Genomic DNA, 24041 nt, shown 5'->3' with positions numbered 1-24041 from the left:
AGCTCTTGTCTAGCCTGACTCTGAGCAAGGGAAGCAACCTGTCGCTGACCAAAGCCGATCCAGGTCTGCGTAAGGCCATGATCGGCCTTGGCTGGGATCCGCGGACCACCGCCGGCGAACAGTTCGACCTCGACGCCTCGGCGCTGCTGGTTCGTGCTGACGGCAAGGTCCGTTCGAATGATGACTTCATTTTCTACAACCAGCTGTCCTCGCGCGACGGTTCGGTCATGCACCAAGGCGACAACCGGACTGGCGAAGGTGAGGGGGACGACGAGCAGATCCTGATCGACCTCGACGCCGTCGCACGGGACATCGAAAAGATCGTCATCGTCGTGTCGATCGACCAGGCGGAGGCCCGTCGCCAGAACTTCGGCCAGGTGCGCGACGCCTTCTGCCGCGTGGTCAACCAGGAGACCGACAACGAAGTGGTCCGCTACGACCTCACAGAAGATGCTGCAGCGGAAACGTGCATGATTTTTGCCGAGATTTATCGAAACGGCGGCGAGTGGAAGTTCCGGGCCGTAGGGCAGGGCTATGCCTCAGGCCTCCGCGGCGTTGCCACGGACTTCGGCATCTCGCTGGACTAAAGCCTGTGGTCCGGCAACGCCGGGCCACAGCGCCGCACCCCTTACACGACTGAACTAGGAGAACAACCATGGCTGGCCTGACACTTGCCAAAGGCAGTAACCTCTCGCTCACCAAAGCCGATCCGGGGCTGAGCAAGGTTCTGGTCGGCTTAGGCTGGGACCCCCGTACGACCACGGGGGATGCCTTCGATCTGGACGCCTCGGCGCTCCTGCTCGGCGCCGACGGCAAAGTCCGCAGTTCCGCGGACTTCATCTTCTACAACCAGCCGGCGGCCGCCGACGGCTCGGTAGTCCACAGGGGCGACAACCGCTCCGGCGAAGGCGACGGCGACGACGAAGTGATCGCCGTCGAACTCTCCGCCGTTGGTGCGGATGTTGAACGGATCGTTTTCGTGGTCTCGATCGACCAGGCGGAAGCCCGCCGGCAGAACTTTGGCCAGGTGCGCTCCGCCTACTGTCGCGTGGTCAACCAGGAAAGCGACGCCGAGGTAGTCCGCTACGACCTCAGCGAGGACGCGGCGCCGGAGACCTGCATGATCTTCTCGGAGCTCTACCGGCACAACGGTGAATGGAAGTTCAAAGCGGTCGGCCAGGGCTACGCCACCGGCCTCGCCGGCATCGCCGCGGACTTCGGCGTCCAGCTCGGCTAAGCACCCCCAGACCATAGAAAGAGAGACGGACCCATGAGCATGCAACTGACACCGCCGGCCTCGCCGGCATCAACGCCGTTGGTGCTGAACGCGCCGGAAACCGTGGACATCGTCAAGGTCGACGACGCCCCCGGCATGGTCCCGGTGCCGGCCGAACGCCAGCAGGAGATCAACGCCCAGGCTCGCGCCTTCATCAGCGAGGTGTCGGCGATGAGCCCGTTCAGCCCGGAGTACTCCAGCAAGATCGACGGCATCAACCGGCTTGGCGGTCAGCAGCTTGTGGCCTCCGCGAACACCTCAAGCCGGCTGCTGGAGCGGTCCTCCACGTCGCTCGCCGGAGCGAAGAAGTCCGGCAGCAACGCCCAGGTGCAGGTCGCCTCAACGCTCGGTGAGCTTCGTTCCACCGTGGAAGACCTGACGCCGAACAACGCCGACCTGAGCGTCGGCCGGAAAATCCTGGGGATCATCCCGGGCGGCAACAAGCTCTCGAAATATTTCCAGAAGTACGAGAGTGCGCAGACCCAGCTCGACAAGATCATCAAGTCCCTGATGGCAGGCCAGGACGCGCTGCTTAAGGACAATGCCTCCCTCGCGCAGGAAAAGACCCAGCTGTGGGAGACCATGCAGGGACTGAGCGAATATGCCGTCTTCGCTAAGGCGCTCGATACTGCAACCGCCAGCAGGATCGACGAGATGAAGCTGGCCGGCCAGATCGAAGAGGCGGGCAAGCTCGACTCGGACGTGCTGTACCCGATCCGGCAGCGCCATCAGGACATCCTGACCCAGTTGGCCGTCTCGGTGCAGGGTTACCTGGCGATCGACATGATCCGCAAGAACAACACGGAACTGATCAAGGGCGTCGAGCGGGCCCGCACCACGACGATCTCCGCGCTGCGGACCGCGGTGATTGTGGCCCAGGCACTGGCCAACCAGAAGATGGTGCTGGATCAGATCGACGCCATCAACACGACGACGAACAACATGATCCTGAAGACGTCCGAGATGCTCAAGGACCAGACCGCGCGGATTCATCAGCAGGCGGCCAGCTCCGGCGTCAGCGTGGAGACTTTGCAGAAGGCTTTCGATAACGTCTTCCAGACCATGGACGCCATCGACACCTTCCGGTCCCAGGCCAACAAGAGCATGGAGGGCACCGTGCAGGCCCTCGAAACCGGCCTGGAACGGGCCCGCCCCTACTTGGACCGGGTGCGCCAGCAGGAGGGGAATTAGCAGCCACCGCCCCTGAGAATTAGGCTTACGGGCTATGGTCGCAAAATTCCTTGGCGCGCTGTTCGGCAGCGGAGCGGTTCCCCGCTCCGCTGCCGTATCTGACGCCGAATCCCGCACCGCCGCCGAGCCGGCCGCGGATGAGCTGACGGTCACCGGCGCCGCGCTCGAAGAGTTGAGGCAGACGGCACTGCGGCTCGGGTCTGAGCTGCCGACCGTCGTCGTCTCACAGCTGCTGCAATTGGTTGACGTCCTGCGCGCCCTGATCGGCTACATCGGCCGGTCCGGGGCGTCCACGGAGCAGCGCGTCCTGCTGAACGCCGTCATCACCGACTACCTGCCGTCCCCGCTGCGCGCATATCTGAACTTGGCCGTTGCGTCACGGCAGGACGAGTCCGCCCAGACGCGGGCCTTGCTGGAGCAGTTCGAAACGCTTTACTCGACAGTGCAAAACCTGGACAACCAGGTCCGCACCGGGGCGGTCACCGAACTGGCAGTGCACGGCCAGTTCCTCCGGGACAAATTCGATATCGATGGTCTTCATCTGGAAGGACGCTAGTGGCTTCTATGGTTGCGGGCAGCAACGCCGCCCTTACTGCCGAGAACCCCGGGCTGGACAAGGTGCTATTGGGGATCGGCTGGGACATGGTCCCGAGCCGGGGCCCTCAGGCCGAGCTGGTTCCCATGGTGATCATGTGCGGGAAGGACGGCCGCGCCATTTCGGATGACCACCTCGTCTTCTTCAACCAGATCGTGAGTCCCGACGGCAGCATCGCCTTCGCCGGCACGGAGGACCAGGAACAGATCGACGTCGACCTTAACCAGGTACCCGAGTCTGTCGCCAAGATCGCGGTCCTGCTCTACGTGGATCCGGATGTGCGCGGACCCGGCACGTTCGCTGCGGTCAAGAACGCCTACCTGCGCGTCGCCAACGAGCAGAACCGGGAGCTCCTGCGCTTCACCGTTCCACGGGGGAACCTGGACAAGATCAACGCCATGATCCTCGGGGAGCTGTATCGGCACGCCGGAGGCTGGAAGTTCCGTGCCCTCGGGCAGGGCTACGAGGCCGGGCTTGGCGCCGTGGCCGCCGACTTCCAGTTGAATCTCTGAGCATGGCGTTGAATCGGAGCGCCGTGCGAACCGACATCGGTTACCTAAGCCGACGCCGGAAACCGGTGCGGCAGCCGGAGCCGGCCGCGCCGCTGCCGGAGACTGCGGCGCTGACGCCCGACGTCGGCGCTGTCTCGCCGGTTTCTTCGGGGCTTACCCTCGGCCCCGCACCCACCCCGGCTGCCGGCACCGCGCCCGCAGCCGCCGGTCCCGCCGCCACCCGTACCCCCGCGCGCACCCCGGCTTCCCGGCCGGTACCGCGCCCGGCCCCGGCGGTCTCGGAGCGGCTCTTTCCAGCCCCGGACTTCGGCAGCCTGCGTGAGCTGGGGGAGGCAAACCCTGTGGTGCGTCTGAACCCGCGGCAATCAGCGATTGGCTCGCTCCTGGTGGCCGGGGCCCGCTCCGTGGCGTGGGAAGACCAGCAGCTCACCACGGGAGCCCAGCACACCGACGGGCTCCAGGCCGGGTCCGCGGTTGGCACGCCCGGGAACCGGCCCCTTGCCGGCCTCCAGAACGGTGCCGGCATAGTGTCCCTGCGCCACGTCCGGCTACTGCGCAGGGTTCTGTTCGTCGCCGGCGAGACCCCATTGACGATCGGGGTCTTCGACGGCGCCGCCGCAGCGGTAGCGGCCCGGAACGATGCCGGGCTGCGGAGCGTTCTGTACGTCGTACGGGTCGGTGCGGTGCTGGAGCTGCGAGTGGAGTTCGTCCCGGCCGATGCGCCCGATCCCGCCATCTGGGCCAGGTTCGGTTTCACGATGACCATTCCGCTGGACCAACGGGCGCTCCTGCGCTAAACCGCGAAACCGGCGCAGCTGATAAATGCGGCCAACAAACTAGGGGAAAATGCAGCACTTCAAAGCCTTGGGCGAATCCGTCAAGGACCGACTTTTCCACCTGCGTCCCGAACCCCTGCACCGCACTTCGGACGCCCGCCTGCTGGCCGTGGCGTTGGGGGCCACCCTGTACTCGCCCGCTACGAGAAGCTCACTGGCTGCGGGAATCCGGAAACAAGCAGGAGCCGGCTGCCTGAGCACCGTTATTTGCCTTGAAGACGCCGTTCCCGACGAGGAAGTGCCCGCCGCCGAGGATAACCTACTCGCTGCACTGGCCGAACTGTCCCAGGACGATCCGGACGAGCTCCCGCTGATCTTCATCCGGTGCCGCACCCCCGAACAACTGCTCGACGTCGGACGCCGGGCCGGCGCCGCGCTCGGCGTCGTTTACGGCTTCGTGCTGCCCAAGTTCGAGAACGAGACCGGGCGCGGTCGGGCGTTCCTCGCGGCACTGCAGCTGTTGAATGAAGAAACCGGCCGCAGCAGGGCGTCGAACGAACCGGCGCTGAGGGCCATGCCGATCATTGAGGACCTTTCGACAACCCATCTGGAGTCGCGGGTCCGGGTTCTGACGGACAACTTCGCTCTGGTCGAAGAGTTCCGCGAGTTGGTGCTGTGCGTCCGGATCGGCGCCACGGACATGTCCAGTGCCTTCGGTCTACGGCGTTCCCGCGACCTGACCATCTACAACGTCAAGGTTGTCGCAAACATCATCGGCGACGTCGTGAACATCTTCGGCCGCCCGAAGGACGGCTGGGTAATCTCCGGCCCCGTCTGGGAACACTTCGTCAACACCGAGCGGGTCCTGCGGCCGCAACTGCGGTCCACGCCGTTCGAAGCCGCCAATGAGGGCCAGCTCCGCCAGCGCATCCTGATGGACAACCTGGACGGCCTGATCCGGGAAACCGAGCTGGATCTGGCCAACGGCCTGCTGGGCAAGACCGTCATCCATCCCAGCCACGTGCCCGTGGTGCACTCCATGTGCGTGGTGAGCCACGAGGAATACCTCGACGCCCAGGACATCGCCGGCAGCATCGGGGGAGGCGTAAAGGCCTCGTCCTATGGAAACAAGATGAACGAGGCGAAACCGCACCGGGCCTGGGCAGAACGGACCCTGCTGCGCGCGCGGGCCTTCGGGGTTGCCAGGCCCGGCGTCAATTTTGTTGAACTACTGGAAGCGAGCATGCGGTGAAGGCACTCCACACGGCTGCGCCCTGGAGCGGCGGCTACGTGCGCGATGCCCTCGGCGTCGACGTCGTCCCGGACCTTGGGCGCAGCCTCCTGCCGGTGAAAGCCCTGGTGGGGCTTGCGCTGCGGCGCAATCCCAAGCGGGCCCACCTCCTGGTCTCCCGGGTCCTCGCCAAGCACGTCCCCACCGAACCCGGGATCGCGACGTCGGCAGGCCTGCTACTGGGGCTCCTGGTCCGCAGGGAATTGCAGGAGACCGCAGGACCGCCGGCGCCCGGCCCACTGACCGCCGTGATCGGCGAGGCGGCGGAGCGGCTGGGGCGTCTGCTGGCGCAAGGAGAAGGGGCGGACGGCGAAGCGGCCCAGGACCAGGACGGACGCCGGATCCGGCTGACCGCCGTGGCCGGCCTGTGCGGACTGCTCACCCGGCACCAGACAGAGTTTCCCGGCGTCGTAACCATCGGCTACGCGGAAACCGCCACCGGGCTGGGCCAGCTGGTGGCGGGGCAACTGGGCACCTACTACATTCACTCCACGCGGCACGGCAACAGCGCGGTGGAGCCCTACGGCGCCTTCGAAGAACTGCACTCGCACGCCACCTCGCACCGCTTGCTGCCGAGCAGCCGCGCCGCCCTGGACCGGGCCGACACCGTGATCCTGGTCGATGATGAGCTGAGCACCGGTGCCACGATCATCAACACCATCCGGGAACTGCACAACACGGCACCGCACCGCCGGTACGTCGTCGCCTCTCTGGTTGACCTTCGCCCCGCGGCGGACCGGGGCCGCCTTGACGACCTCGCCGCCGAATTCGGCACCCGGATCAGTGCGGTGGCACTGGCGCATGGAAGCATCGAGCTGCCGGTCACCCTCGGTGCGGACGCTGCGGACCTGATCGACGGCCTCCCGGTCCCGCACACGGCGGGGCCGGTCCCGGGCCGGATCCAGCTGGTGGACCTGAACGGTGTCGTCCCGCCCATCCGCAGCCCCCGCTTCGGCGTGGCCGGGCGTCCGGATCCGGAGCAGGCGGCGGTGATCGCAGCCGCCCTCGACTCCTCCCTGGGCACCACGGCAGCGGGAGCCCGGGTCCTGGTCCTGGCCACCGAGGAGTTCATGGCGCTCCCGCTGGCGGTCACGGCCCGGCTCCAGGAACTGCGCCCCGACGCTGACATCCGCTATTCCACCAGTACGAGGTCCCCGATCGCGGCGCTGGATGAACCGGGCTACGCCGTCCGCTCGGCGATTGCCTTTGGCAGCGACGACGATGCCCCGGACGGGCCGGGGCCACGGTTTGCCTACAACTTCATGCATCCCGAGGAGCGGTTCGACACCGTCCTGATCATGCCGGAACCCGGGACCCCGGCCGCCGGACTCCTGGCCCCCGGCAAGATCGCCGACGCCGTCGCGGCAAGCACCCCGAACGTCCTCCTCGTCCTGCTGCCGGGCCAGCCCCCGTTCCCCACGCCGCTGCGTGGCCCCGACTTCGGCTCCTATCCGCCGGCTGACGTTCAGTGGCTGCTGAAGGATCTGAGCTTCGCGCAACTGGAGGCCCCGAAGGCCGAACGCGAAGCCGCCATCCAGTCCGGGAAGGCAAGTTACGCAGCGTCGTTGCCGCAGGAGTTCGAACCGTCTGCCGAGTATGGGGCCCTCTTCCAGACGGCGCTGGCCAGTTCCGCCGCCCGGATTGCGCACGCCGTCGGAACCGTCACCGAGCAGGTCCTGAAACTGCGGGGCAACGCGCCCGTGCTCGTGTCCCTGGCGCGTGCCGGGACCCCCGTGGGAATCCTGATGAAGCGGTGGGCCAGGGAAGTCCACGGCCTGGAGCTGCCGCACTACGCCATCAGCATCGTCCGCGGGCTCGGCATCGACCAGACCGCCCTCGGCTACCTCGCCGCCCGGCACCGGCCAGAAGACGTCATGTTCGTCGACGGCTGGACCGGGAAGGGCGCCATCGCCCGCGAACTCGCCGCCGCCGTCGACCTCTTCCGGCAAACCGACGGGCCGGACTTCCGCCCGGACCTAGCGGTTCTCGCGGACCCGGGACACTGCGTCCGGATCTACGGGACAAGGGAGGACTATCTGGTCCCCTCGGCCTGCCTGAACTCGACCGTCTCCGGCCTCATCTCCCGCACCGTCTACAACACGGAACTGATCGGCCCGGACGACTTCCACGGCGCCAAGTTCTACTCTGAGCTTGCCGCCAGTGACGTCTCAAACCACTTCCTGGACACCGTCACCGCGCAGTTCGCCGCCGTGCGGCAGACCGTCCTGACGGCGGCGGCCTCCGCGCCCTCCCGGATTGAGGAGTTGCCCGACGCGGACTGGGCGGGCTGGGCAGCCGTCGAGGACATCAGCCGGAGTTTCGGTATCAAGAACGTGAACCTGGTCAAACCGGGCGTCGGGGAGACCACCAGGGTGCTCCTGCGGCGCGTACCGTGGAAGGTGCTGGTGCGTCCGGACGGAATCGGTGACATCGCGCATGTTCTGCACCTGGCAGAACAGCGCGGCGTCGAGGTGCTGGAGGTTCCGGAGCTGACCTACAGCTGCGTCGGCCTGATCCATCCACTCCACACGCCGGGAGCAACCGGCGCCGACGGCAAGGCTGTGCTGGACGTATGAGCGTCCACCCGCATGCCGGCCCGGTCATGGTGGCCAGCGACCTGGACCGGACCCTGATCTACTCGGCAAAGTCCATGGCGCTCAGCGGGAACGACCACCTGGCACCCCGCATGGTGGTTGCCGAGGTCTATGAGGCGGCGCCGCTGTCGTTCATGACCCGGGCTGCCGAGGGGTTGCTGGAGGGGATCGTGCAGCGGAGCGTGTTCGTGCCCGTCACCACCCGCACCCGGGCCCAGTTCTCCCGGGTGCGGCTGCCCGGGTTCGGCCGAGGGTATGCCGTAACGACGAACGGTGCCGTGCTCCTGCACGACGGTAAGCCGGACCCTGACTGGTCCCGCCACATCCAGCGGTCCCTGGGATCGGCCTGCGCGCCGCTGGATGACGTGCTCCGGCACCTCACCGGCAGCGCGGCGGTCCCCGCGATCCTGCGGGTCCGGACCGCAGAGGACTTCTTTGCCTACTCGATCGTTGACCGGCAAGCACTGCCGGACGGGTACCTGGCGGAGCTCGAGGCCTGGTGCCACGCCCGCGGCTGGACGACGTCCCTGCAGGGGCGAAAGCTTTACTGTGTGCCGGCCCCGATCACCAAGGAAGCGGCAGTGGAGGAGATCCGGCGTCGTTGCGGGGCAGGTCTCCTGGTGGCGGCGGGCGACTCGCGCCTGGATGCCGGCATCCTCAAACTGGCGGACATCGCGATCCGACCCTCGCACGGGGAACTCGACAGCGACGCGTACCGCCGGCCAAACCTGACGGTGACGGCGGCCAACGGCATCCTGGCGGGCGAGGAAATCCTGCGCTTCGTGACCGGCGTCCTGGCGCAGGCTGGAAGCGGCCGGCCGGTGGTCGGAGCCTCGGCGGCGCCGACTACCGCAGCAGCGTATTGATCAGCCGCGCGGCCACCCGGGCGGTGCGGCCGTCGACGTCGAACTCCGGATTCAGCTCCGCGACATCGAGCAGCAGCAGCTTTCCGCTCCCGGCCACCTGCCGGCAGACGGTACTGATCACCGGCAGCGGGACGCCGTAGGCGGCCGGGGCGCTCACGCCGGGCGCCTCCGACGCCGGCAGCACATCCAGGTCGATCGTCAGGTACAACGCGTCCACCCGGGCCAGGAATGCGGCCACGAAGGCCTGCGCCGCCTCGGCGGAACAGTCCTCGTCCAGCAGGTAGTCCACGCCCAGGTCCGCCGCGGTCCGGAACAGTGCCGCCGTGTTGTTGGGCTCGGATATCCCGACGACGGCGTACTGCAGTTCGCGGCCCGCGGCGGCCTCCGCCCGGGCCATCTGCAGGAACGGCGTCCCGGAGCTGGGCACGGGCTCGTCGCGGAGGTCGAAGTGGGCGTCCAGGTTCAGCACGCCGACGCGCAGACCGTCGCGTACCCCGGCAGAACCGGCCAGCCCTAGGTAGCTGGCGAAGGCGGTTTCGTGGCCGCCGCCGAGGACCACGGGCAGGGCGCCGGCGTCGAGCAGGCCGGTGATGGCCTGGCCGGCACGCGACTGCCCGGCCTCGAGGGCGTCGCCGTCCACGGTGACGTCACCGGCGTCCTGGACCTCCCGGGCAAGGTGGAAGGCGAGCGGGCCGAGGGCGGCGCGGATGGCGTGCGGAGCGGCCGCAGCCCCCGGCCGGCCCTTGTTACGCCGGACGCCGGCGTCGCTGGCGAAGCCGAGGATGACGGCGGGCCGCGCACCGGAGGGGGCAGCCGGGGGTTGCGGGGGGATCGGGTGCGCTGGGTAGGGCGTTACGGCCTGCCACCAGCGGCGGTGCCCGGCGCCGTCGAACCGTCCGGTCCAGGGCTGCGGCGGGACGTCGGCGGTGCGGGCTGGCGTTGGCATGTCCCTAGCTCACCGCAGCGAGGCCCGGAAAACCAGCCGCGCCGCCGTGGGGGTGTCCGGAATCCCGGAAATGTTGTCTCGGCGGGCCCGGAGCGGGCTTCGATTCCGCGTAACTAGGCGCAGGCGAAAGCCGCGCAGCCTCGTGCGCCCGCCAAACCGTTTCGGGTAAACAATCGACTTCGGACGCGGCCACGGTGCCTTACCCGGCTCATTTCTTGCTCGGCTGGACTCTCTGATAACCAGATCGGGTGCGAGACGCGCTTGCGAATGGGGCCCTGCCATGTTGGCCTTGCGTCGCCAGGAACCGTGAATGTGACGACTGCCACTGTTCAACATTGGGAATGATCACTATAGTCAGATAGTCGACAATCGACCCTTAGTGTTTGAGGAGCATGACCATGGCCAAGTTGGAGAGAATCTCGATGAAGGACCGTCTCGCGACGGAGCTTCGGCGCAAAATCCTGGCTGGCGTTCTCCCTCCCCACTCGCGCGTCGTCGAACAGGATCTTGCCGATGAGTACGGGGTAAGCCGGGCCGTGGTGCGGGAAACGATGCTGGTCCTGGAACTGCAGGGTCTCATCATTTCTACTCCGTATAAGGGTTCAGAGGTCGCTTCGATCTCCAGAACGGAAGTCGAGGGGTTGCTGTTGCCGCTTCGTATTCACATCGAGCAGTTTGCCATCGGGGAGGGCCTTGCCCTTTTTGATGCGGACACGTTTGAAGACTTCGGGCGTGTTCTCGCGGACATGGAGCGGGCGATCTACAACAAGGACATCAACGCGTTCAACGAAGCTGATATGCGGTTCCACGCGATCATTGTCGATGGCTGCCCGACCGATTCCGCGCGAAGCATCTGGGATTCCATCCATCCACGGATCCGGATGCACTTCGCCATGCAAACCGGGCGCACGGGCGCGCTCTCGGAGTTCCTTGAGGACCACAAGCGTCTGGTGGATGTGTTCCGGACCGGAGACGTTGCGGCCAGCCGTGAGGCGATCGCGGCCCACATCATCGGGACGAACGAGCCCCATCTGGGTCTGCTCGATGAATCCGCGTAGTCATACCCCCATACGTATCAGATCACTGCCAAAGGAGACATTGTGATTGAAACCCAGGCTGCCGTTGAGGCGCCAAACACGAACCAGAAGCACAGACCCACGGTTGACAGGGTGCTCGTCGTCGGGGCCGTGATCGTTGTGGGCATAGTCGTGGCAGCCCTGCTGCTGTGGCCCAACGAGGCCCAAGCCTCGGCAAACATCCTCTTCGACGGGTCCACACGCATCTTCGGGGCCCCCGTGCAGGTACTGGGTCTGGGCTGCTTCCTGTTAGCCGTCCTGCTGGCCGTATCTAAGTTCGGGCGGATCAAACTCGGTGAAGGCAAGCCGGCCTATTCCACGTCCAGCTGGCTCTTCATGTTCATTTCCGCCGGGCTTGGATCGGCCACCATGTACTGGGCTTTCATGGAATGGGCTTATTACTATCAAACGCCCGGACTCAATATCACGCCTGAGTCCCGGGAGGCTCTGGACGTCAGCATGTCCTATGCCTTCTTCCATTGGGGTCCCATCCCGTGGGCAATGTATGTGGTCGCCGGAATCTCGATGGCCTATTACATCCACGTTCGGAAGGGCAAACGGCTCAGCTACGCCGGAAACGTCGAGGCAGTAATCCCGCAGGTGAAAGCTGCCGGCCTTGGCGGACGCGTCATCGATCTTTTGTTCCTGTTCGGCACGTTCGGCGGGCTGATCCTGACGGTCACTGTCACGGTCAACACCGTCTCTGCCGGTGTGGCAGGCCTGATGGGCATCCAGAACGCTTTTTGGCTCAAGGCCATCATCCTGACCTTGTCCACCGTAGTCTTCGGACTCAGCTCCTTCATTGGCATCGACAAGGGATTGCAGAAGCTCGCCAAAACGGCCGTCCTGGCGGCGTTCGTCTTTGCCGCCGTGGTGTTCCTGATCGGTCCGTCTGAATTCATCGTGGCCAACGTTGTTAATGCGGCGGGCCTGGAGGCCCAGAACTTCCTCCACATGAGCCTGTTCACGGACCCCAACGGCGGGAGCTCTTTTGCGCGCGACTGGACTGTCTTCTATTGGCTTTACTGGATTTCCTACCTGCCCGGTGTCGCCATCTTCATCACCCGCGTTTCCAAGGGCCGTACCATCCGGCAGACCATTATCGGACTGATCGTTGGCGGATCTGCCGGCATCATGTTCTTCTTCGGCATTCTTTCCAGCTACGCCATGAACCAGATGAACCACGGAACCGTGAACGCCCCACAGGTACTGACCGATAACGGCGGGGACAACGCCGTGGCCCAACTGCTCAACACGTTGCCCTTTGGCACCGTCTTTTCCGTCGTGTACTTCCTGATCATGCTGGTCTTTTTGGCCTCGCACATGGACGCGACGTCCTACACGGTGGCAGCCGTCAGCACCGAGAATCTCCCCAACGGCACGGACCCGTCACGAAGCCTTCGACTATTCTGGGTCATCATGTTGGCGGCGGTGCCGATGGCCATGCTTGCCATCAACGCCAACCTGGGCACCTTGAAAACGGGGCTGACCCTGACAGCCATCCCGTTCCTCTTCCTGCTGGTCACCCAAATCTGGGGGCTCATCCGTTGGTTGAGACAGGATTCAGACCGCATCGACATGAAAACCGGCCTCCTCCTCCCGGTGAAGCCGGACGATGCAGCAGAGCCCGCACCCTCGGAAGGCACCCGCTGACCATGAAAATTATTGACGTCGAAGCGATCTGGCTTCGGATCCCATCCTTCGGTGAACAGTGCGAGTGGGGCGAGGACGCCTTCCTGGTAAAGGTGCACACCGATACCGGCCTGATTGGCATCGGTGAATCCGACAGCGCCCCGGCCGTTCTCAAAGCCTTGATCGAGACGCCCTCCTCTCATTCCACAAGTCGAGGACTACGGGAAATCCTGCTCGGGGAAAACCCCCTCGACATAGACCGGCTGTGGAACAAAATGTATGACGAGTCGTCCTACATGGGGCGGCGGGGCGCCGCCATCCATGCCATCAGCGCCATCGACATCGCCCTGTGGGACATAGCATCACAGCACTACGGCGTGCCGATCCACACGCTGCTCGGCGGCAAGGTCCGCAACGAGATAGCCGCATACGGGACCTTCATTCCCAAGGACAACCCCGCCGACAACGCAACCCTGGTCGAAGGACTGCTGGAGACTGGTTTCTCCAGCCTGAAGCTGGGCGGGGGTTTGTTCGGCAACGATCCAACCCATGACCACAAGGTCCTGCAGGTCGTCCGGGATACGGCAGGGGACAACATCGACCTCGCCATCGACCTGGTCTACCGGTGGAAGAACTACCGCTACGCCAAAACCCAATGCGACCGGATGGGCGAGTTCAACCTCAACTGGATCGAAGAACCACTCCCCAGCGATGACCACCTCGGCCTCCGGCGCCTGGCGGACACATCCGAAAGCAGGATCTCCGGAGGTGAAGGACTCTCCACCGTGGCCGAATTCACCGAATTCATCCGCGAGTCACGACCGGACATCATCCAGCCGGACATCACCCGGTGCGGCGGCATCAGCGAGATTCGAAAGATCCACGACGTCGCCACACGCTACAGCACACAACTCGTCCCGCATGGATTCAGCACCGGCATCCTCATGGCAGCTACGGTGCAGTTCCTGGCCAGCATCCGCGACGGTGAACTCATTGAATTCTCGCAAAGCACCAGCCCCCTCTCCCTTGACCTGGTCACCAATCCCATTTTCCTGACCAACGGCAAAGTCACCGTGCCGGACACACCCGGCCTGGGCATCGAGCTGGACGAAGACCTCATTGCCAAATACCGCGTTGAAATGACGTTAGGAGCCAGGCCATGACCAGCACGATCGACTCAGTCGACGTGTTCGTCCTGACAAACCCCGAAGCACGGTACCGGACTTCGGCCCACTACGACGAGCTGCAGATCACCAACACCGTGGTGCGAATAAACGCCGGCGATACGTTCGGCGTCGGCGGTGCCATCTCGTGGACCGAAGGCGGCGTCGATACGGCCTTGGGCAAGGCCATCGAACATGTGGGAAGCGTCCTTATCGGTCAGAACGCGATGAACCGGGAACGACTCCACGGGCTCATGTCCAACAGGTGCGCCTCCATGCTGCCGCTCTCACTGGCCCCGCTGGACATCGCCTTGTGGGATCTGGCCGGGAAAAATTTCAACGTCCCCCTCTACCAACTGCTGGGGGGACACCGGGATACGATCCCGGCGTATGCCAGCACCCCCTTCTTCGACACCATCGAGGAATACCTGACCATGGTCGCCCAGTACGTCGACGAGGGGTACCGGGCAATCAAGTTCCACACCTGGTGCTATCCGGACAAGGACCTGGAGCTCGTCAACGCCGTCGCGGAAAAATTCGGCGGGCTGGATATCACCTGGATGCTAGACGTGGAAGGACGCTACAACCGGCACGACGCCCTGCGCGTCGGACGCCGGCTCCAGGAACTCGGATACACCTGGTTCGAGGCGCCCTTACCGGACAGCGACTTGGAAGGCTATCGCTGGCTGCGCAGCAAGCTGGACATCGAGATCATCCCGGCCGGCAACGAACTGGTGACCCTTGGTCTGATCCAAACCGGCCTGTCCCTAGGGAGCTGGGACCATGCACGGGTTGATGCGACACTCGCTGGGGGCATCACCGGAACCCGGCACATCATGTCAGCCGCCCGGGCTCATTCGATGAATGTCGAGTTACAGTCCTGGGGCTACACCCTCTCGCAGGCAGCCAATCTGCACCTGATGCTCGCATTCCCTAACTGCCGGTACTTCGAGCAGGCCATGCCGCGAAAGCCGATGGAATTCGCCGCATTGGACCCCATCCGCATTGACTCGGCCGGAGACGTACGGGCCTCAGGCAAACCAGGACTGGGTGTTGATCTGGACTGGGACCTGATCGAAGAGCACGCCCTGGTCAAATACACCCTCACATAGTGGTGCCCCGGCACGCTGAAGACGGGGTCCTTTCACGCGTTGGCGGGGCCCCGGCAAGCATCCCTGACGGGGTGCCACAGCACAGTCCAACGCTTGGCTAATGCCGGGCCAACAACTTGGAAACTGTGGGTCGGTTGACCTGAACTCCGCCTGCACCACACGTTGATAGACCATCGACGGACTCAGTCCTTCAGCGTTCATCGAACAAATCCGCGCACGACAGGCAGTCGCCATCCGGCACATGCCCGGACTGCCCGACGGTGATGACGACCTCGATCCCTCGGCCGTGGTGGTCCGGGAAGGTGTTGCCCGGCTGCACAGTAACAATGCCCCTGCCGGAGGGACGGCCAGACTGCTGGAGGGCGTCCGCAGGACAGTCGCGGCCGGAGTGAGCCCGGCCAATGCTGCCAAGCGGCAACACTGGTACCGGCCCGGGTTCTCGGTGCGGAATCTGTCATCGAAAACCTACGGTCCGGCCGATGATGTTATGACCGATGCCGGGTTCGGGCTGCACGTAGTGCTGCGGTCCGGCCGTCGCATCTAAATATCCAGGACCAGCCTGTCGCCCAGGCAGCGCGAAACACAAATCATCATGGTCTCGTTTCCCGCCTGCTCCTCGGCGCTGAGGATCTCATCCCTGTGGTCCGGAAGCCCGCCTAAAACGACCGTTTCGCAGGTGCCGCAGGTGCCTTTCCGGCAGGAGTTCAAGGCGGGAACGTTGACGCGCTGCAGGGCGTCCAGGATGGTCTCCCCGGCCCCAATCGTGATTTCGGTGCCGTCGGCGGTTTCCACGACGAACGAAGCATCGCTGCCGGCCGGCGGGCTGAGCTGCCCGGAACCGTTTGCCTGCCCGGGACCGCTCGTCTGTTCTGAACCAAAGGATTCAAACATCAGGCGCGGAATCGCCCCGTCCGCATGTGCCGAGCGGAGAGCGGTGAGCAACCGCTGCGGACCGCAGGCGTACACCGTGGTGTCCGGACCCAGCCGGGCGACGCGCAGATACTCCCTGAGGTCCGTGTTTCCGGAAGTTTCCTTGGCCTGAACCTGAACCTTGTCCCGCTCAGGGTCAAGGGCGGAGACCTCGTCCAGGAATGCCATGGAGCGCAGGCTTGATCCCAGATACAAAAGACGCCATGGCTCGCCGCCGGCGTTCGCTGCCAGAATCATCGGCAGCAGCGGTGTGATCCCGATGCCGCCTGCAACAAAGACCTTCTCACCGGCACCCGGTGTGCCGCGGAAGTTGTTTTTCGGGCCGCGTACGTCCAGGACGTCGCCTTCCTTCAGCTCCTCGTGGACGTAGCGGGACCCGCCCCTGCCTGGTCGTTCCCGCAGGACCGCGATGCGCCAGGCGTGGTGATCGGCGGGGTCCGAACACAACGAATATTGACGCAGGACACCGTTGCCGAACAGGACATCGATGTGGGCGCCCGGCTCCCAGGCCGGCAGCGTCCCGCCGTCGGGATCGCTCAGGATCACGGAGGCGACGCCGTCGGCTTCCGGCCGGATCCCACCGACAGCGAGGCGGCGAAATCCGTCTCCCGGGGCTGCACTCAGCACGGCAGCCTCAGCCGCCTGGAGCGTCATCATCGGCTCCGATTGCCGCGTTCACCGCGGTGGCGACGGCGCCGCTGTGGACCAAGTCGCCGGCCTTGCGCAGCCGGGGGTACAGGACCACGTCCTGTTTGAGATGGTCGATGGGCCGGCCGTCGTCGGCGGCTGTGGAGCGCAAGAGTGCCAGCGAGGCCAGGCTCGCGGGACCGGGTGCCGCCTCCGCGGTGGCAGGCATCCGCATCCGCAGTTCCAGGGCCTGCGCAGCCATGAGCAGTTCAACGGCTACGACGGACTCGATGTTGGCGACGATCTGGCGCGCGTGCCGGCCGGCGTTGTTTGCCATGGAGACGTGGTCCTCCTGGTTGGCGCACGTGGGGATGGAGTCGACGCTGTCCGGGTGGGCGAGCGTTTTGCAGTCGGAAACCAGCGCCGCAGCGAGATACTGCGGCAACATGTAGCCGCAATCCATGCCTATCTGGTCGCTGGCCACCAGCATGTCCGGCAGTCCGCGGTTCAGCGTGCCGTCGTCGAGCCGGAACAGCCGGCGTTCGGTGATGTTGCCGATTTCCGTGACCACGATCGAAATGAAGTCGGCAGCGAAGGCGACATATTCGGCGTGGAAGTTGCCGCCGGAGACGGCTTTGAGGGTGCGCTTGGACGGCAGTGACGGGAAGATCAGCGGGTTGTCCGTGGCGGCGTTTATTTCGTTGGTCAGGATGTTCGCGGCAAATGCCAGGGTGTCCTTGACCGGGCCGAAGACCTGCGGAATGCAGCGCAGGGAATAGGCGTCCTGCGGCGGCTGGCGCACAGGATCGGTGCCGGCGTCGCCGTCCACGAGTCCGCTGCCGGCGAGGAGTTCACGGAGCCGTGCGGCGACCTCAATCTGGCCGCGCTGGCCGCGGGCCTGGTGGAGTTCGTCGATGAAGGCGTCGCCGAAGCCCATGAGGGCCTCGATGGTCATGGCCGCGGTGATCTGCGCCGTTTCCAGCAGGTTCTGCGCGTCGTAGAGTGCGAGCGCCGCCTGGGCACAGGAGAACGAGGTGCCGTTCAGGAGGGCGAGGCCATCCTTAGCCCCCAGCGGAAGCCGCTCGATCCCGGCGTGGGCCATCGCGGCGATCCCGGAGACCACGGCGCCGTCCACGAAGGCTTCGCCGGAGTCCAGTTCCTCGTCCTCGCCGGTGTGTGAGCGGGACATCACGATGGCCACGTGGGCCAGCGGAATGAGATCGCCCGAGGCGCCCAGGGAACCGTATTCCGGGATGGCGGGATACACGCCGCGGTTGAGCATCTGAGCCAGGGTCTCCACGAGATCGGCCCGGATACCGGAGTGGCCCTGGGTAAGGCTGACGATGCGGATTAACATGGTTGCCCGGACCACTTCCTCATCGACGTACCGGCCCACGCCGGCCGCGTTCGAGAGCACCAGGCGACGGGACAGCTCGGCGGTGTCGGACGGTTCATCGAAGGCTTTGCGTCCGGCAAGGGAGCCGAACCCGGTGTTGATGCTGTAAATGGGGGCGGTCTTTTCGCCGGCTTTCATGGCGTCCATAACGCCGTCCAGCCACTCCTGGCTAGGCTTCATCCGGGCCAGGACCTGTTCATCCACGACCACGGGGCGGCGGTGGCGTGCCACCTGGATCAGGTCATCCAGGGTTGCGCGGTGCAGCCCAATGACCACCGGTGCCGTATCAAGCAGAGTTTCGAGCGTCATCGCTTACCTCTCGGGTGGTTCGGCGGCTCGCGAGGGAACCCAGCGATGCCGCCAGGTTTTCCGCTGCCTCATTCATTGAATCAAGGGTCGAGTTCAGCCAGGCGCGGGAGCCGCAGCGGCTATCCGGTCCGGCCACGTTAAGGGCGCAGACAGCTTCTCCGTCGAGCATCACCGGCACGGCGACGGAGACGGCTCCCGGATCCAGCTCGCCGCGGGAGACAACCCATCCGTTGGCACGGATCTGCGCGAGGCTGAGCTGTATTTGTTCCGCGGACGGCGAGTTCTCTGTGTAGCGCGGAAGGCTGCCGCCGAGCACTTGGCGCACGACGTCGGCCGGAGCCCAGGCGAGGAGGGTCCGAGGGCCGGCGCCCGCGGTCAGCGGCAGGAGTTCATTGACGGCAAACGTGTACTTAATGGCTTTATCCGGTTCCGCACGGCGCAGGCACATGGCCTGCGTTCCAACCCTGATGACCAGGACTGCGGTTTCGCCAACGGCGTCGACGATGCCCTTCAGCACGGCTGTGCCAACTTCCGCGAGGTGGCTTTGTGTCAGGTGCCGGCCGGACAATGCCAGCAGCGCGTGCCCCGGCCGGTATATTCCAGAGTCTTCCTGGACGAAGCCGCGGGCCTTGAGCTGATGGAAGTAGCGGTAGGTGGTGCTGACCGGGATGCCGAGCTCGAAGGCCACACTCTCCACGGTGGTGTCGCCGGCTTCGGCGATGGCGGAGAGGATCATGAGGCCGCGCTCGAAGGATGTGTGGGTCGCCATGTCACTGCCTCCTTGATGAGCTTCGATGAGCTGGCGCGTGTCGCCGGTCACGGATTGATCGTGCCGGAGGTCTGGTGGATGACCAACAATCATTCTCACAGAGTGAGAACAGAACTTATCCTAGGGTCCCTCCTGGAGGTACTTTAGGGCAACGATCCGGCTGCAGCGCAGCGAAACGACCGACGCTATCGAGGCCTGCCATGTCAGTAAGCACCCCACCGCAAACCGTTCCCGTGTTGTCGGACGATCCGTACACGGACGAAAACCTCATCAACCCTTATCCCCTGTTCGAGCGGATGAGGGCCGCCGGCCCTGCGGTGTGGCTGGAGACATACGGTGTCCTGGCCTTTGCCGGCTTCGCGGAGTGCAGGGAGATTCTTGAGGACTTCAGCACCTTCATCTCCGGTGCGGGCGTCGGCCCCAAAAACCTCCATCACGAACCGGGGTGGCGCCCACGGGGCATCCTGGAATCGGACCCGCCGGTTCATGGCGCTATGCGGGCCGCTATGGCCGGGGTTATTTCTCCGAGCGGAGTCCGGTCCCTGCGGGCACAGTTTGAGGTTTTCGCTGACGAGCTCGTTGACCAGATCATCAGCCGTGGATCCTTTGACGGCGTCCAGGACCTTGCTGAGCTGTTTCCCATCCGCGTCTTTGGAGACGCGGTCGGGATCCCCCGCGAAGGCCGCGAGGCCAATCTGCTGCCCCACGGCGCCATGAATTTCAGCTCCTTCGGACCGGATGACCAACGCTCCCGCGGGTTCTTCGCGAAGGGAGAGCCGACCCATCAGTGGGTTATGGATAATTGCGCCCGCGAGAACCTGTCCCCGGACGGCATGGGAGCCCAGATCTGGGCGTACGCGGACCGCGGCGAAATCAGCGCCGAGCAAGCTGCACTGCTGGTCCGGGCCATGCTGTCCGCCGGCCTGGACACCACGGTCTTCTCTATCGGCAACACGCTTCAGGCCCTGGCTGCGCATCCCGAGCAGTGGGCCCGGCTCCATGCCAATCCACGGCTGGTCAAGTTCGCCATCGACGAGGCCCTCCGCTATGAGTCGCCGTTCCAGTCCTTTTTCCGGACCGTCGCGACCGACACCGTGTTTCGCGGCATCCCGTTGCCGGCGGAATCGAAAATCCTGCTGTTTATGGGTTCGGCCAACCGGGACACCGTGCAGTGGGGGCCGACTGCCGATGAGTTCCTGATCGACCGGAACGCCGGCGGCCATCTTGCTTTCGGGATGGGCATTCACCAGTGTGTGGGGCAGCCTATTTCCCGCCTTGAGATGGACGTCCTGTTCACAACGATGGCCAGGCGCATCAGCACCATAGAACTCACGGGGGACCCCGTGCCGTACCTGCACAACACCCTCCGAGGATGGAACTCCATTCCCCTGAAAATCACGGCGTCGTAGATCAACGGGATGCCCAAACACCTCACATCCCTTGCTTGGGCTTCCCGATTCGCCCGCACGTGCAGTACCGCTAAATCATGTCCCCCCGACAACACCGGCCTGCAGCCCTGGGTGCTTTCCCGGATCAGCTTTGGTGCGGACTTCGGGGCCTTCGCTGACAGACGCCTGGTGCTCGAGGCAGTCCCGGAAATCATGGACCTCAAGCTCGACGCGTTCCGGCGCATTGACGCCGTACTGCGAAACGATCCTGACCTCCAACACCTCTGCCATGGCCATCGGCCGCATCGCCCTGACCTACCGCGGCGGGAGCGTCCTCCGCGCCATCACCATCCGGCCCAAGGAATTAGGAGACATGCTCTAGCGCAATCCCAGCGCGGCTTCGATCGGGCCGATCCCGAAGAACAACAGGAACGCGGCGGCCACTGCCCACATCAGCGGGTGAACCTCGCGGGCGCGGCCCTGGAAGACCCGGATCAGCGCGAAGGAGATGAATCCGGCGCCGAGGCCGTTGGCGATCGAATAGGTGAACGGCATCAGGGTGAAGGTCAGGAACGCCGGGATCGCGATGCCCCAGTCCTGCCAGTCGATCTTGCCGACCTGCGAGACCATCATGAAACCGACGACGACGAGCGCCGGCGCCACCGCCTCGAACGGGACAAGGTTGATCAGCGGGGTGAAGAACATGGCGACTAGCAGCAGCAGGCCGGTGACGATCGAGGCCAGGCCGGTCCGGGCGCCCTCGCCGATGCCGGCGCCGGATTCGACGAAGATCTGGTTGGATGACACGGACGCGCCGCCGCCGGCGATCGCGCCCAGCGCATCGATCTGGAGCACACGGTCCACGTTGGGGATGTTGCCGTCCTTGTCGATGGTGCCGGCCTCGGTGGCCAGGCCCACCATGGTGCCCATGGCGTCAAAGAATATGCTCAGCAGGATCACGAAGGCCAGCAGCGCCGCGGCCACCACGCCGAGGCGCTCGAAGGCGCCGAACGGGTTGGCCTTGCCGATCAGGGACAAGTCCGGCGCGGCCCATTCAGTGAACTTGGGTGCCACCAGCGACCAGCCCTGTGGGTTGAACGGCTTACCCGGCTGAACGCTTGCGCCGATGTGCAGGCTGAATTCCAGGATCACGGACAGGACTGTCGAGGTGACGATGCCGATCAGGATGGCACCCTTGACCTTGCGCACCAACAGGGCGATGGTCAGGACCAGGCCGAAGACGAACACCAGGGTGGGCCAGCCCAGGAGCTTGCCGTCGAAGCCCAAGCCGACCGGGACGGTGGTGCCGGCGATATCGGGGATGCGGCGCACGAAGCCGGCGTTGACCAGCCCGATCAGCGCAATAAACAGGCCGATGCCGACGACAATAGCGGTCTTCAGCCCGTCCGGGACGGCCTTGAACACGGCGGTGCGGAAACCGGTCAGAACCAGGATCAGCATGGTGACGCCAGAGAGCATGATCAGGCCCATCATGTCCGGCCAGGTCAGGCCCGGGTTGGTGGCCACGGTGACGGCGGCGAAGGCGTTGACGCCCAAGCCGGTGGCCAGCGCGAAGGGGTGCTTGGCCCAGGCTCCCATCAGGATGGTGAGGATGCCGGCGACGAAAGCTGTGGCTGCGGCCACTGCCGGGAAGCCGAGCGTGGCGCCGGAGGAGTCGGGGCCGCCCAGGATCAGCGGGTTCAGCACCACGATGTAGCTCATGGCGAAGAAGGTGGCGAAACCGCCACGGATCTCGCGTGAGACGTTCGATCCGCGTTCGGAGATCATAAAGTACCGGTCGAGTGCAGAGCCCTGCTTAAGCATTGGTCCTCCGGGAGGGAAAAGGGGTGTTAGGTAAATCCTATTGGGCGTGATGATGGCCACCCGTCAAAATCGCCTAGTCTGTAAGGAAGCCAACACTAGGAGCGGGCCAGCAATGCGTATCGTCAGACAACTTCCCGTCGCCCTGCTGGGCCTGATCACGCTGGTTTCGGTCCTGCTGGGTGCTGCGCTCCTGGGTGCCGGCCCGGCGTCCGCGCACGACGCCGTGGAGTCGACCAGTCCCGCCGCCGGTGCGACGGTGCCCATTCCGCCGGACACGGTGACTCTCACGCTCAGCAACCCTCCGCTGACGCTTGGCACCCAGATCAAGGTCAGCGACGCTGCCGGCACCAACTGGGCCGACGGCGGGGTGCAGATTCTGGACAACGTCGCCTCGCAGAAGCTGCGGACGGGCGCGCCGGCCGGACTCTTCACGGTGCAGTGGCGGGTGGTCAGTTCCGACGGCCATCCGATTGAGGGCACCTTCAGCTTTACTGCCGCGGCGGCAGGCGGGGGCTCCGCGACTGCGGGAGCGGCGGCGGGGACGGTGCCGACCCTGGGCACCGCCGAGCCGGGCACAACCATTGCGCCTTCGCCGGCGCCGGATGCTTCCCAGCCGTTCCCGTGGAGCATCGTAATGTTTGTCGCCGTGGCCGTGGGCATTCTGGTGGCCCTGGGCCTGATGGCGAAGCGGCGCCTCAACGACGGTTCGGGCGGCGACGGGGAAGGCCCGGGCGAAGGTGTGGGTGACGACGGGGACGACCCCGGCCAGCACAGCCAGCCGGGGTCAGGCTCCTAAGCCGGCAAGGCCAAGCCGCCGGACAACAGCGAGGGCATGCCATCGGGGTGTACCTTGGCGGAAATCGCCTGGCCCACCAGCTTGGCCTGGCGCAGGACTTCCTTCGGAGTGGGGGTGATGAGCTCGCCGACGCCCACGAGATACATGCCCAGGGCGTGCATGGCGGCCATCAGGTTCTGGCCTGCGGCCACGCCCAGCTCGGCCAGCATGCGGCGCAACTGGCTGTGGGCGCAGCGGGTGAGGACCAGGTGGTCGGCGTAAAGGACGCCGTTGGGGGTGCTGACGGCCCACTGCTGCACGGGCTGCCCGGCCCTGTGGAAGGCCGGATCGCCGGCGCTCGGGCCTTCCGCGGCCAGGTGGTCCAGCTGCAGGGCGCGGACGTTGTTGCGGACGTCGAGTTTGTGACTGCTGGCGTAGTTGCGCAGGTGCCGCAGGATCTCGTTGCGCTCCCTGAGGGTGGCCGCATCCGCGGCGTCGCAGCGCTGCAGCGAGGACGTGTTGGCTGGGTTCCCGGCGCCGAGTAGGTCCAGGCCGTCCACCACGATCGAGCTGACGCCCCTGCGCTGCAGCTCGCTGGCGACGGCCAGCCCGGACAGCCCCGTGCCGATGATAAGGGTGCTGGTCCGTTCGATTCCGCCGTTCACAGGCATGCTCGACACTGCGGGATCCTCCCTCTGATGATGCGGGTTCCGGGCCGATGCCCAGGACGCCTTTCCGTCGACCCGTCCTGACGCGCTCCGCGGAGCCTGCGATCTGAAAGACGAGTCTCGGTTCAGCAATGCCTCAGACAGTACCCAAAATTGCGGCCGATGAACAGGGCCGGTTCGGCGCGGGGTTTCCGCGGTTTTCCGGGACCTTGCCCCACCCAGACGCCGTCGTTCCGCGGGTTTCCGGCCCTGACCCGCAGATGGGTAAAAAGTGGGTGAACCTCGTCCGCCGGATCGCTTGGCGCCGGACCCGGGGAGTTCTGGC

22 protein-coding genes and 1 pseudogene are annotated in these 24041 nt (G+C 65.3%); 17 read left to right on the top strand and 6 right to left on the bottom strand.

What is annotated here, in order from left to right:
• Nucleotides 1-5: 5 nt before the first annotated feature.
• From ABIB14_RS04955 to ABIB14_RS04915, 9 genes are all read left to right on the top strand, one after another.
• Nucleotides 6-587, top strand: a complete 582-nt coding sequence (locus ABIB14_RS04955) for a TerD family protein (protein ID WP_354234499.1) — start codon at nucleotides 6-8, stop codon at nucleotides 585-587.
• A 68-nt stretch (nucleotides 588-655) separates the two neighbouring features.
• Nucleotides 656-1237, top strand: coding sequence for a TerD family protein (locus ABIB14_RS04950; protein ID WP_354234497.1), 582 nt, complete (start codon nucleotides 656-658; stop codon nucleotides 1235-1237).
• Nucleotides 1238-1270: 33 nt separating this feature from the next.
• Nucleotides 1271-2467, top strand: coding sequence for a toxic anion resistance protein (locus ABIB14_RS04945; RefSeq protein ID WP_354234496.1), 1197 nt, complete (start codon nucleotides 1271-1273; stop codon nucleotides 2465-2467).
• A gap of 34 nt (nucleotides 2468-2501) precedes the next feature.
• The gene (locus ABIB14_RS04940) at nucleotides 2502-3023 is read left to right on the top strand and encodes a hypothetical protein (RefSeq protein ID WP_354234494.1); all 522 of its coding nucleotides are present in this window, start codon (nucleotides 2502-2504) and stop codon (nucleotides 3021-3023) included.
• Between the two features lie 8 nt (nucleotides 3024-3031).
• Nucleotides 3032-3574: a TerD family protein gene (locus ABIB14_RS04935; RefSeq protein WP_354234793.1), complete on the top strand. Its 543-nt coding sequence runs from the start codon at nucleotides 3032-3034 to the stop codon at nucleotides 3572-3574.
• A 2-nt stretch (nucleotides 3575-3576) separates the two neighbouring features.
• Nucleotides 3577-4371, top strand: coding sequence for a hypothetical protein (locus ABIB14_RS04930; RefSeq protein ID WP_354234493.1), 795 nt, complete (start codon nucleotides 3577-3579; stop codon nucleotides 4369-4371).
• Between the two features lie 49 nt (nucleotides 4372-4420).
• A complete protein-coding gene (locus ABIB14_RS04925; RefSeq protein WP_354234492.1) occupies nucleotides 4421-5602 on the top strand; it encodes an HpcH/HpaI aldolase/citrate lyase family protein in 1182 nt (393 codons plus the stop codon).
• Nucleotides 5599-8217: a phosphoribosyltransferase domain-containing protein gene (locus tag ABIB14_RS04920; protein WP_354234491.1), complete on the top strand. Its 2619-nt coding sequence runs from the start codon at nucleotides 5599-5601 to the stop codon at nucleotides 8215-8217. Before ABIB14_RS04925 ends, ABIB14_RS04920 begins: the two co-directional genes overlap by 4 nt.
• Nucleotides 8214-9101, top strand: a complete 888-nt coding sequence (locus ABIB14_RS04915) for an HAD family hydrolase (protein ID WP_354234490.1) — start codon at nucleotides 8214-8216, stop codon at nucleotides 9099-9101. The genes ABIB14_RS04920 and ABIB14_RS04915 overlap by 4 nt, the downstream gene beginning before the upstream one ends.
• On the opposite strand, the gene hutG is transcribed toward ABIB14_RS04915, so the two are convergent.
• The gene (hutG, locus tag ABIB14_RS04910; protein ID WP_354234489.1) at nucleotides 9082-10047 is read right to left on the bottom strand and encodes a formimidoylglutamase; all 966 of its coding nucleotides are present in this window, start codon (nucleotides 10045-10047) and stop codon (nucleotides 9082-9084) included. The genes ABIB14_RS04915 and hutG overlap by 20 nt on opposite strands.
• A 398-nt stretch (nucleotides 10048-10445) precedes the next feature.
• On the opposite strand from hutG, the gene ABIB14_RS04905 reads away from it, so the two are divergent.
• The 5 genes from ABIB14_RS04905 to ABIB14_RS04885 all read left to right on the top strand — a co-directional run bounded on the left by ABIB14_RS04905 (nucleotide 10446) and on the right by ABIB14_RS04885 (nucleotide 15574).
• The gene (locus ABIB14_RS04905) at nucleotides 10446-11105 is read left to right on the top strand and encodes a GntR family transcriptional regulator (protein WP_354234487.1); all 660 of its coding nucleotides are present in this window, start codon (nucleotides 10446-10448) and stop codon (nucleotides 11103-11105) included.
• Nucleotides 11106-11147: 42 nt separating this feature from the next.
• Nucleotides 11148-12776, top strand: coding sequence for a BCCT family transporter (locus ABIB14_RS04900; protein ID WP_354234486.1), 1629 nt, complete (start codon nucleotides 11148-11150; stop codon nucleotides 12774-12776).
• A 2-nt stretch (nucleotides 12777-12778) separates the two neighbouring features.
• The gene (locus ABIB14_RS04895) at nucleotides 12779-13918 is read left to right on the top strand and encodes a mandelate racemase/muconate lactonizing enzyme family protein (protein ID WP_354234485.1); all 1140 of its coding nucleotides are present in this window, start codon (nucleotides 12779-12781) and stop codon (nucleotides 13916-13918) included.
• Nucleotides 13915-15030 carry an enolase C-terminal domain-like protein gene (locus tag ABIB14_RS04890; RefSeq protein WP_354234484.1) on the top strand — a complete coding sequence of 372 codons (1116 nt, stop codon included), beginning with the start codon at nucleotides 13915-13917 and terminating at the stop codon, nucleotides 15028-15030. The genes ABIB14_RS04895 and ABIB14_RS04890 overlap by 4 nt, the downstream gene beginning before the upstream one ends.
• 241 nt (nucleotides 15031-15271) lie before the next feature.
• Nucleotides 15272-15574: a hypothetical protein gene (locus tag ABIB14_RS04885; protein WP_354234482.1), complete on the top strand. Its 303-nt coding sequence runs from the start codon at nucleotides 15272-15274 to the stop codon at nucleotides 15572-15574.
• Here the strand turns inward: ABIB14_RS04885 and ABIB14_RS04880 are convergent.
• From ABIB14_RS04880 to ABIB14_RS04870, 3 genes are read right to left on the bottom strand one after another with little or no spacing between them, the layout of a single operon-like run.
• On the bottom strand, nucleotides 15571-16617 hold the full coding sequence (locus ABIB14_RS04880; protein WP_354234481.1) for a PDR/VanB family oxidoreductase: 1047 nt from the start codon (nucleotides 16615-16617) through the stop codon (nucleotides 15571-15573). The two genes, ABIB14_RS04885 and ABIB14_RS04880, sit on opposite strands and share 4 nt — an antisense overlap.
• Nucleotides 16595-18292, bottom strand: a complete 1698-nt coding sequence (locus ABIB14_RS04875; RefSeq protein WP_354234480.1) for an HAL/PAL/TAL family ammonia-lyase — start codon at nucleotides 18290-18292, stop codon at nucleotides 16595-16597. Before ABIB14_RS04875 ends, ABIB14_RS04880 begins: the two co-directional genes overlap by 23 nt.
• Nucleotides 18270-19061 carry an IclR family transcriptional regulator gene (locus ABIB14_RS04870; protein WP_354234479.1) on the bottom strand — a complete coding sequence of 264 codons (792 nt, stop codon included), beginning with the start codon at nucleotides 19059-19061 and terminating at the stop codon, nucleotides 18270-18272. The genes ABIB14_RS04875 and ABIB14_RS04870 overlap by 23 nt, the downstream gene beginning before the upstream one ends.
• A gap of 200 nt (nucleotides 19062-19261) precedes the next feature.
• Here ABIB14_RS04870 and ABIB14_RS04865 point away from each other — a divergent pair, with 200 nt between their 5' ends.
• Both ABIB14_RS04865 and ABIB14_RS04860 read left to right on the top strand, forming a co-directional pair.
• Nucleotides 19262-20470 carry a cytochrome P450 gene (locus ABIB14_RS04865; RefSeq protein ID WP_354234477.1) on the top strand — a complete coding sequence of 403 codons (1209 nt, stop codon included), beginning with the start codon at nucleotides 19262-19264 and terminating at the stop codon, nucleotides 20468-20470.
• A gap of 9 nt (nucleotides 20471-20479) precedes the next feature.
• Nucleotides 20480-20653: pseudogene (locus tag ABIB14_RS04860) on the top strand (hypothetical protein); the annotation flags it as partial.
• A gap of 174 nt (nucleotides 20654-20827) precedes the next feature.
• Here ABIB14_RS04860 and ABIB14_RS04855 read toward each other — a convergent pair.
• Complete coding sequence (locus tag ABIB14_RS04855) at nucleotides 20828-22273, bottom strand: NCS2 family permease (RefSeq protein ID WP_354234475.1); 1446 nt, start codon at nucleotides 22271-22273, stop codon at nucleotides 20828-20830.
• A gap of 112 nt (nucleotides 22274-22385) precedes the next feature.
• Between ABIB14_RS04855 and ABIB14_RS04850 the strand changes: the two genes are divergently transcribed.
• A complete protein-coding gene (locus ABIB14_RS04850; protein WP_354234473.1) occupies nucleotides 22386-23069 on the top strand; it encodes a copper resistance CopC family protein in 684 nt (227 codons plus the stop codon).
• Here ABIB14_RS04850 and ABIB14_RS04845 read toward each other — a convergent pair.
• Nucleotides 23066-23719: an FAD-dependent monooxygenase gene (locus ABIB14_RS04845; protein ID WP_354234792.1), complete on the bottom strand. Its 654-nt coding sequence runs from the start codon at nucleotides 23717-23719 to the stop codon at nucleotides 23066-23068. The two genes, ABIB14_RS04850 and ABIB14_RS04845, sit on opposite strands and share 4 nt — an antisense overlap.
• Between the last annotated feature and the right edge of the window lie 322 nt (nucleotides 23720-24041).

Origin of the sequence: Arthrobacter sp. UYEF3 (assembly GCF_040546245.1) — a bacterium.
Lineage (GTDB): Bacteria > Actinomycetota > Actinomycetes > Actinomycetales > Micrococcaceae > Arthrobacter.
The sequence above is the reverse complement of the archived record's forward strand: the minus strand, read 5'-3'. Positions and strand labels throughout refer to the sequence as shown.

Bases quoted from the DNA above. Each gene is read 5' to 3' on its own strand.
- ABIB14_RS04950 (WP_354234497.1), top strand. From the start codon at position 656: ATGGCTGGCCTGACACTTGCCAAAGGCAGTAACCTCTCGCTCACCAAA.
- ABIB14_RS04945 (WP_354234496.1), top strand. From the start codon at position 1,271: ATGAGCATGCAACTGACACCGCCGGCCTCGCCGGCATCAACGCCGTTG.
- ABIB14_RS04940 (WP_354234494.1), top strand. From the start codon at position 2,502: ATGGTCGCAAAATTCCTTGGCGCGCTGTTCGGCAGCGGAGCGGTTCCC.
- ABIB14_RS04935 (WP_354234793.1), top strand. From the start codon at position 3,032: ATGGTTGCGGGCAGCAACGCCGCCCTTACTGCCGAGAACCCCGGGCTG.
- ABIB14_RS04930 (WP_354234493.1), top strand. From the start codon at position 3,577: ATGGCGTTGAATCGGAGCGCCGTGCGAACCGACATCGGTTACCTAAGC.
- ABIB14_RS04925 (WP_354234492.1), top strand. From the start codon at position 4,421: ATGCAGCACTTCAAAGCCTTGGGCGAATCCGTCAAGGACCGACTTTTC.
- ABIB14_RS04915 (WP_354234490.1), top strand. From the start codon at position 8,214: ATGAGCGTCCACCCGCATGCCGGCCCGGTCATGGTGGCCAGCGACCTG.
- hutG (WP_354234489.1), bottom strand. From the start codon at position 10,047: ATGCCAACGCCAGCCCGCACCGCCGACGTCCCGCCGCAGCCCTGGACC.
- ABIB14_RS04905 (WP_354234487.1), top strand. From the start codon at position 10,446: ATGGCCAAGTTGGAGAGAATCTCGATGAAGGACCGTCTCGCGACGGAG.
- ABIB14_RS04895 (WP_354234485.1), top strand. From the start codon at position 12,779: ATGAAAATTATTGACGTCGAAGCGATCTGGCTTCGGATCCCATCCTTC.
- ABIB14_RS04890 (WP_354234484.1), top strand. From the start codon at position 13,915: ATGACCAGCACGATCGACTCAGTCGACGTGTTCGTCCTGACAAACCCC.
- ABIB14_RS04885 (WP_354234482.1), top strand. From the start codon at position 15,272: ATGCCCGGACTGCCCGACGGTGATGACGACCTCGATCCCTCGGCCGTG.
- ABIB14_RS04880 (WP_354234481.1), bottom strand. From the start codon at position 16,617: ATGATGACGCTCCAGGCGGCTGAGGCTGCCGTGCTGAGTGCAGCCCCG.
- ABIB14_RS04875 (WP_354234480.1), bottom strand. From the start codon at position 18,292: ATGACGCTCGAAACTCTGCTTGATACGGCACCGGTGGTCATTGGGCTG.
- ABIB14_RS04870 (WP_354234479.1), bottom strand. From the start codon at position 19,061: ATGGCGACCCACACATCCTTCGAGCGCGGCCTCATGATCCTCTCCGCC.
- ABIB14_RS04865 (WP_354234477.1), top strand. From the start codon at position 19,262: ATGTCAGTAAGCACCCCACCGCAAACCGTTCCCGTGTTGTCGGACGAT.
- ABIB14_RS04855 (WP_354234475.1), bottom strand. From the start codon at position 22,273: ATGCTTAAGCAGGGCTCTGCACTCGACCGGTACTTTATGATCTCCGAA.
- ABIB14_RS04850 (WP_354234473.1), top strand. From the start codon at position 22,386: ATGCGTATCGTCAGACAACTTCCCGTCGCCCTGCTGGGCCTGATCACG.
- ABIB14_RS04845 (WP_354234792.1), bottom strand. From the start codon at position 23,719: ATGCCTGTGAACGGCGGAATCGAACGGACCAGCACCCTTATCATCGGC.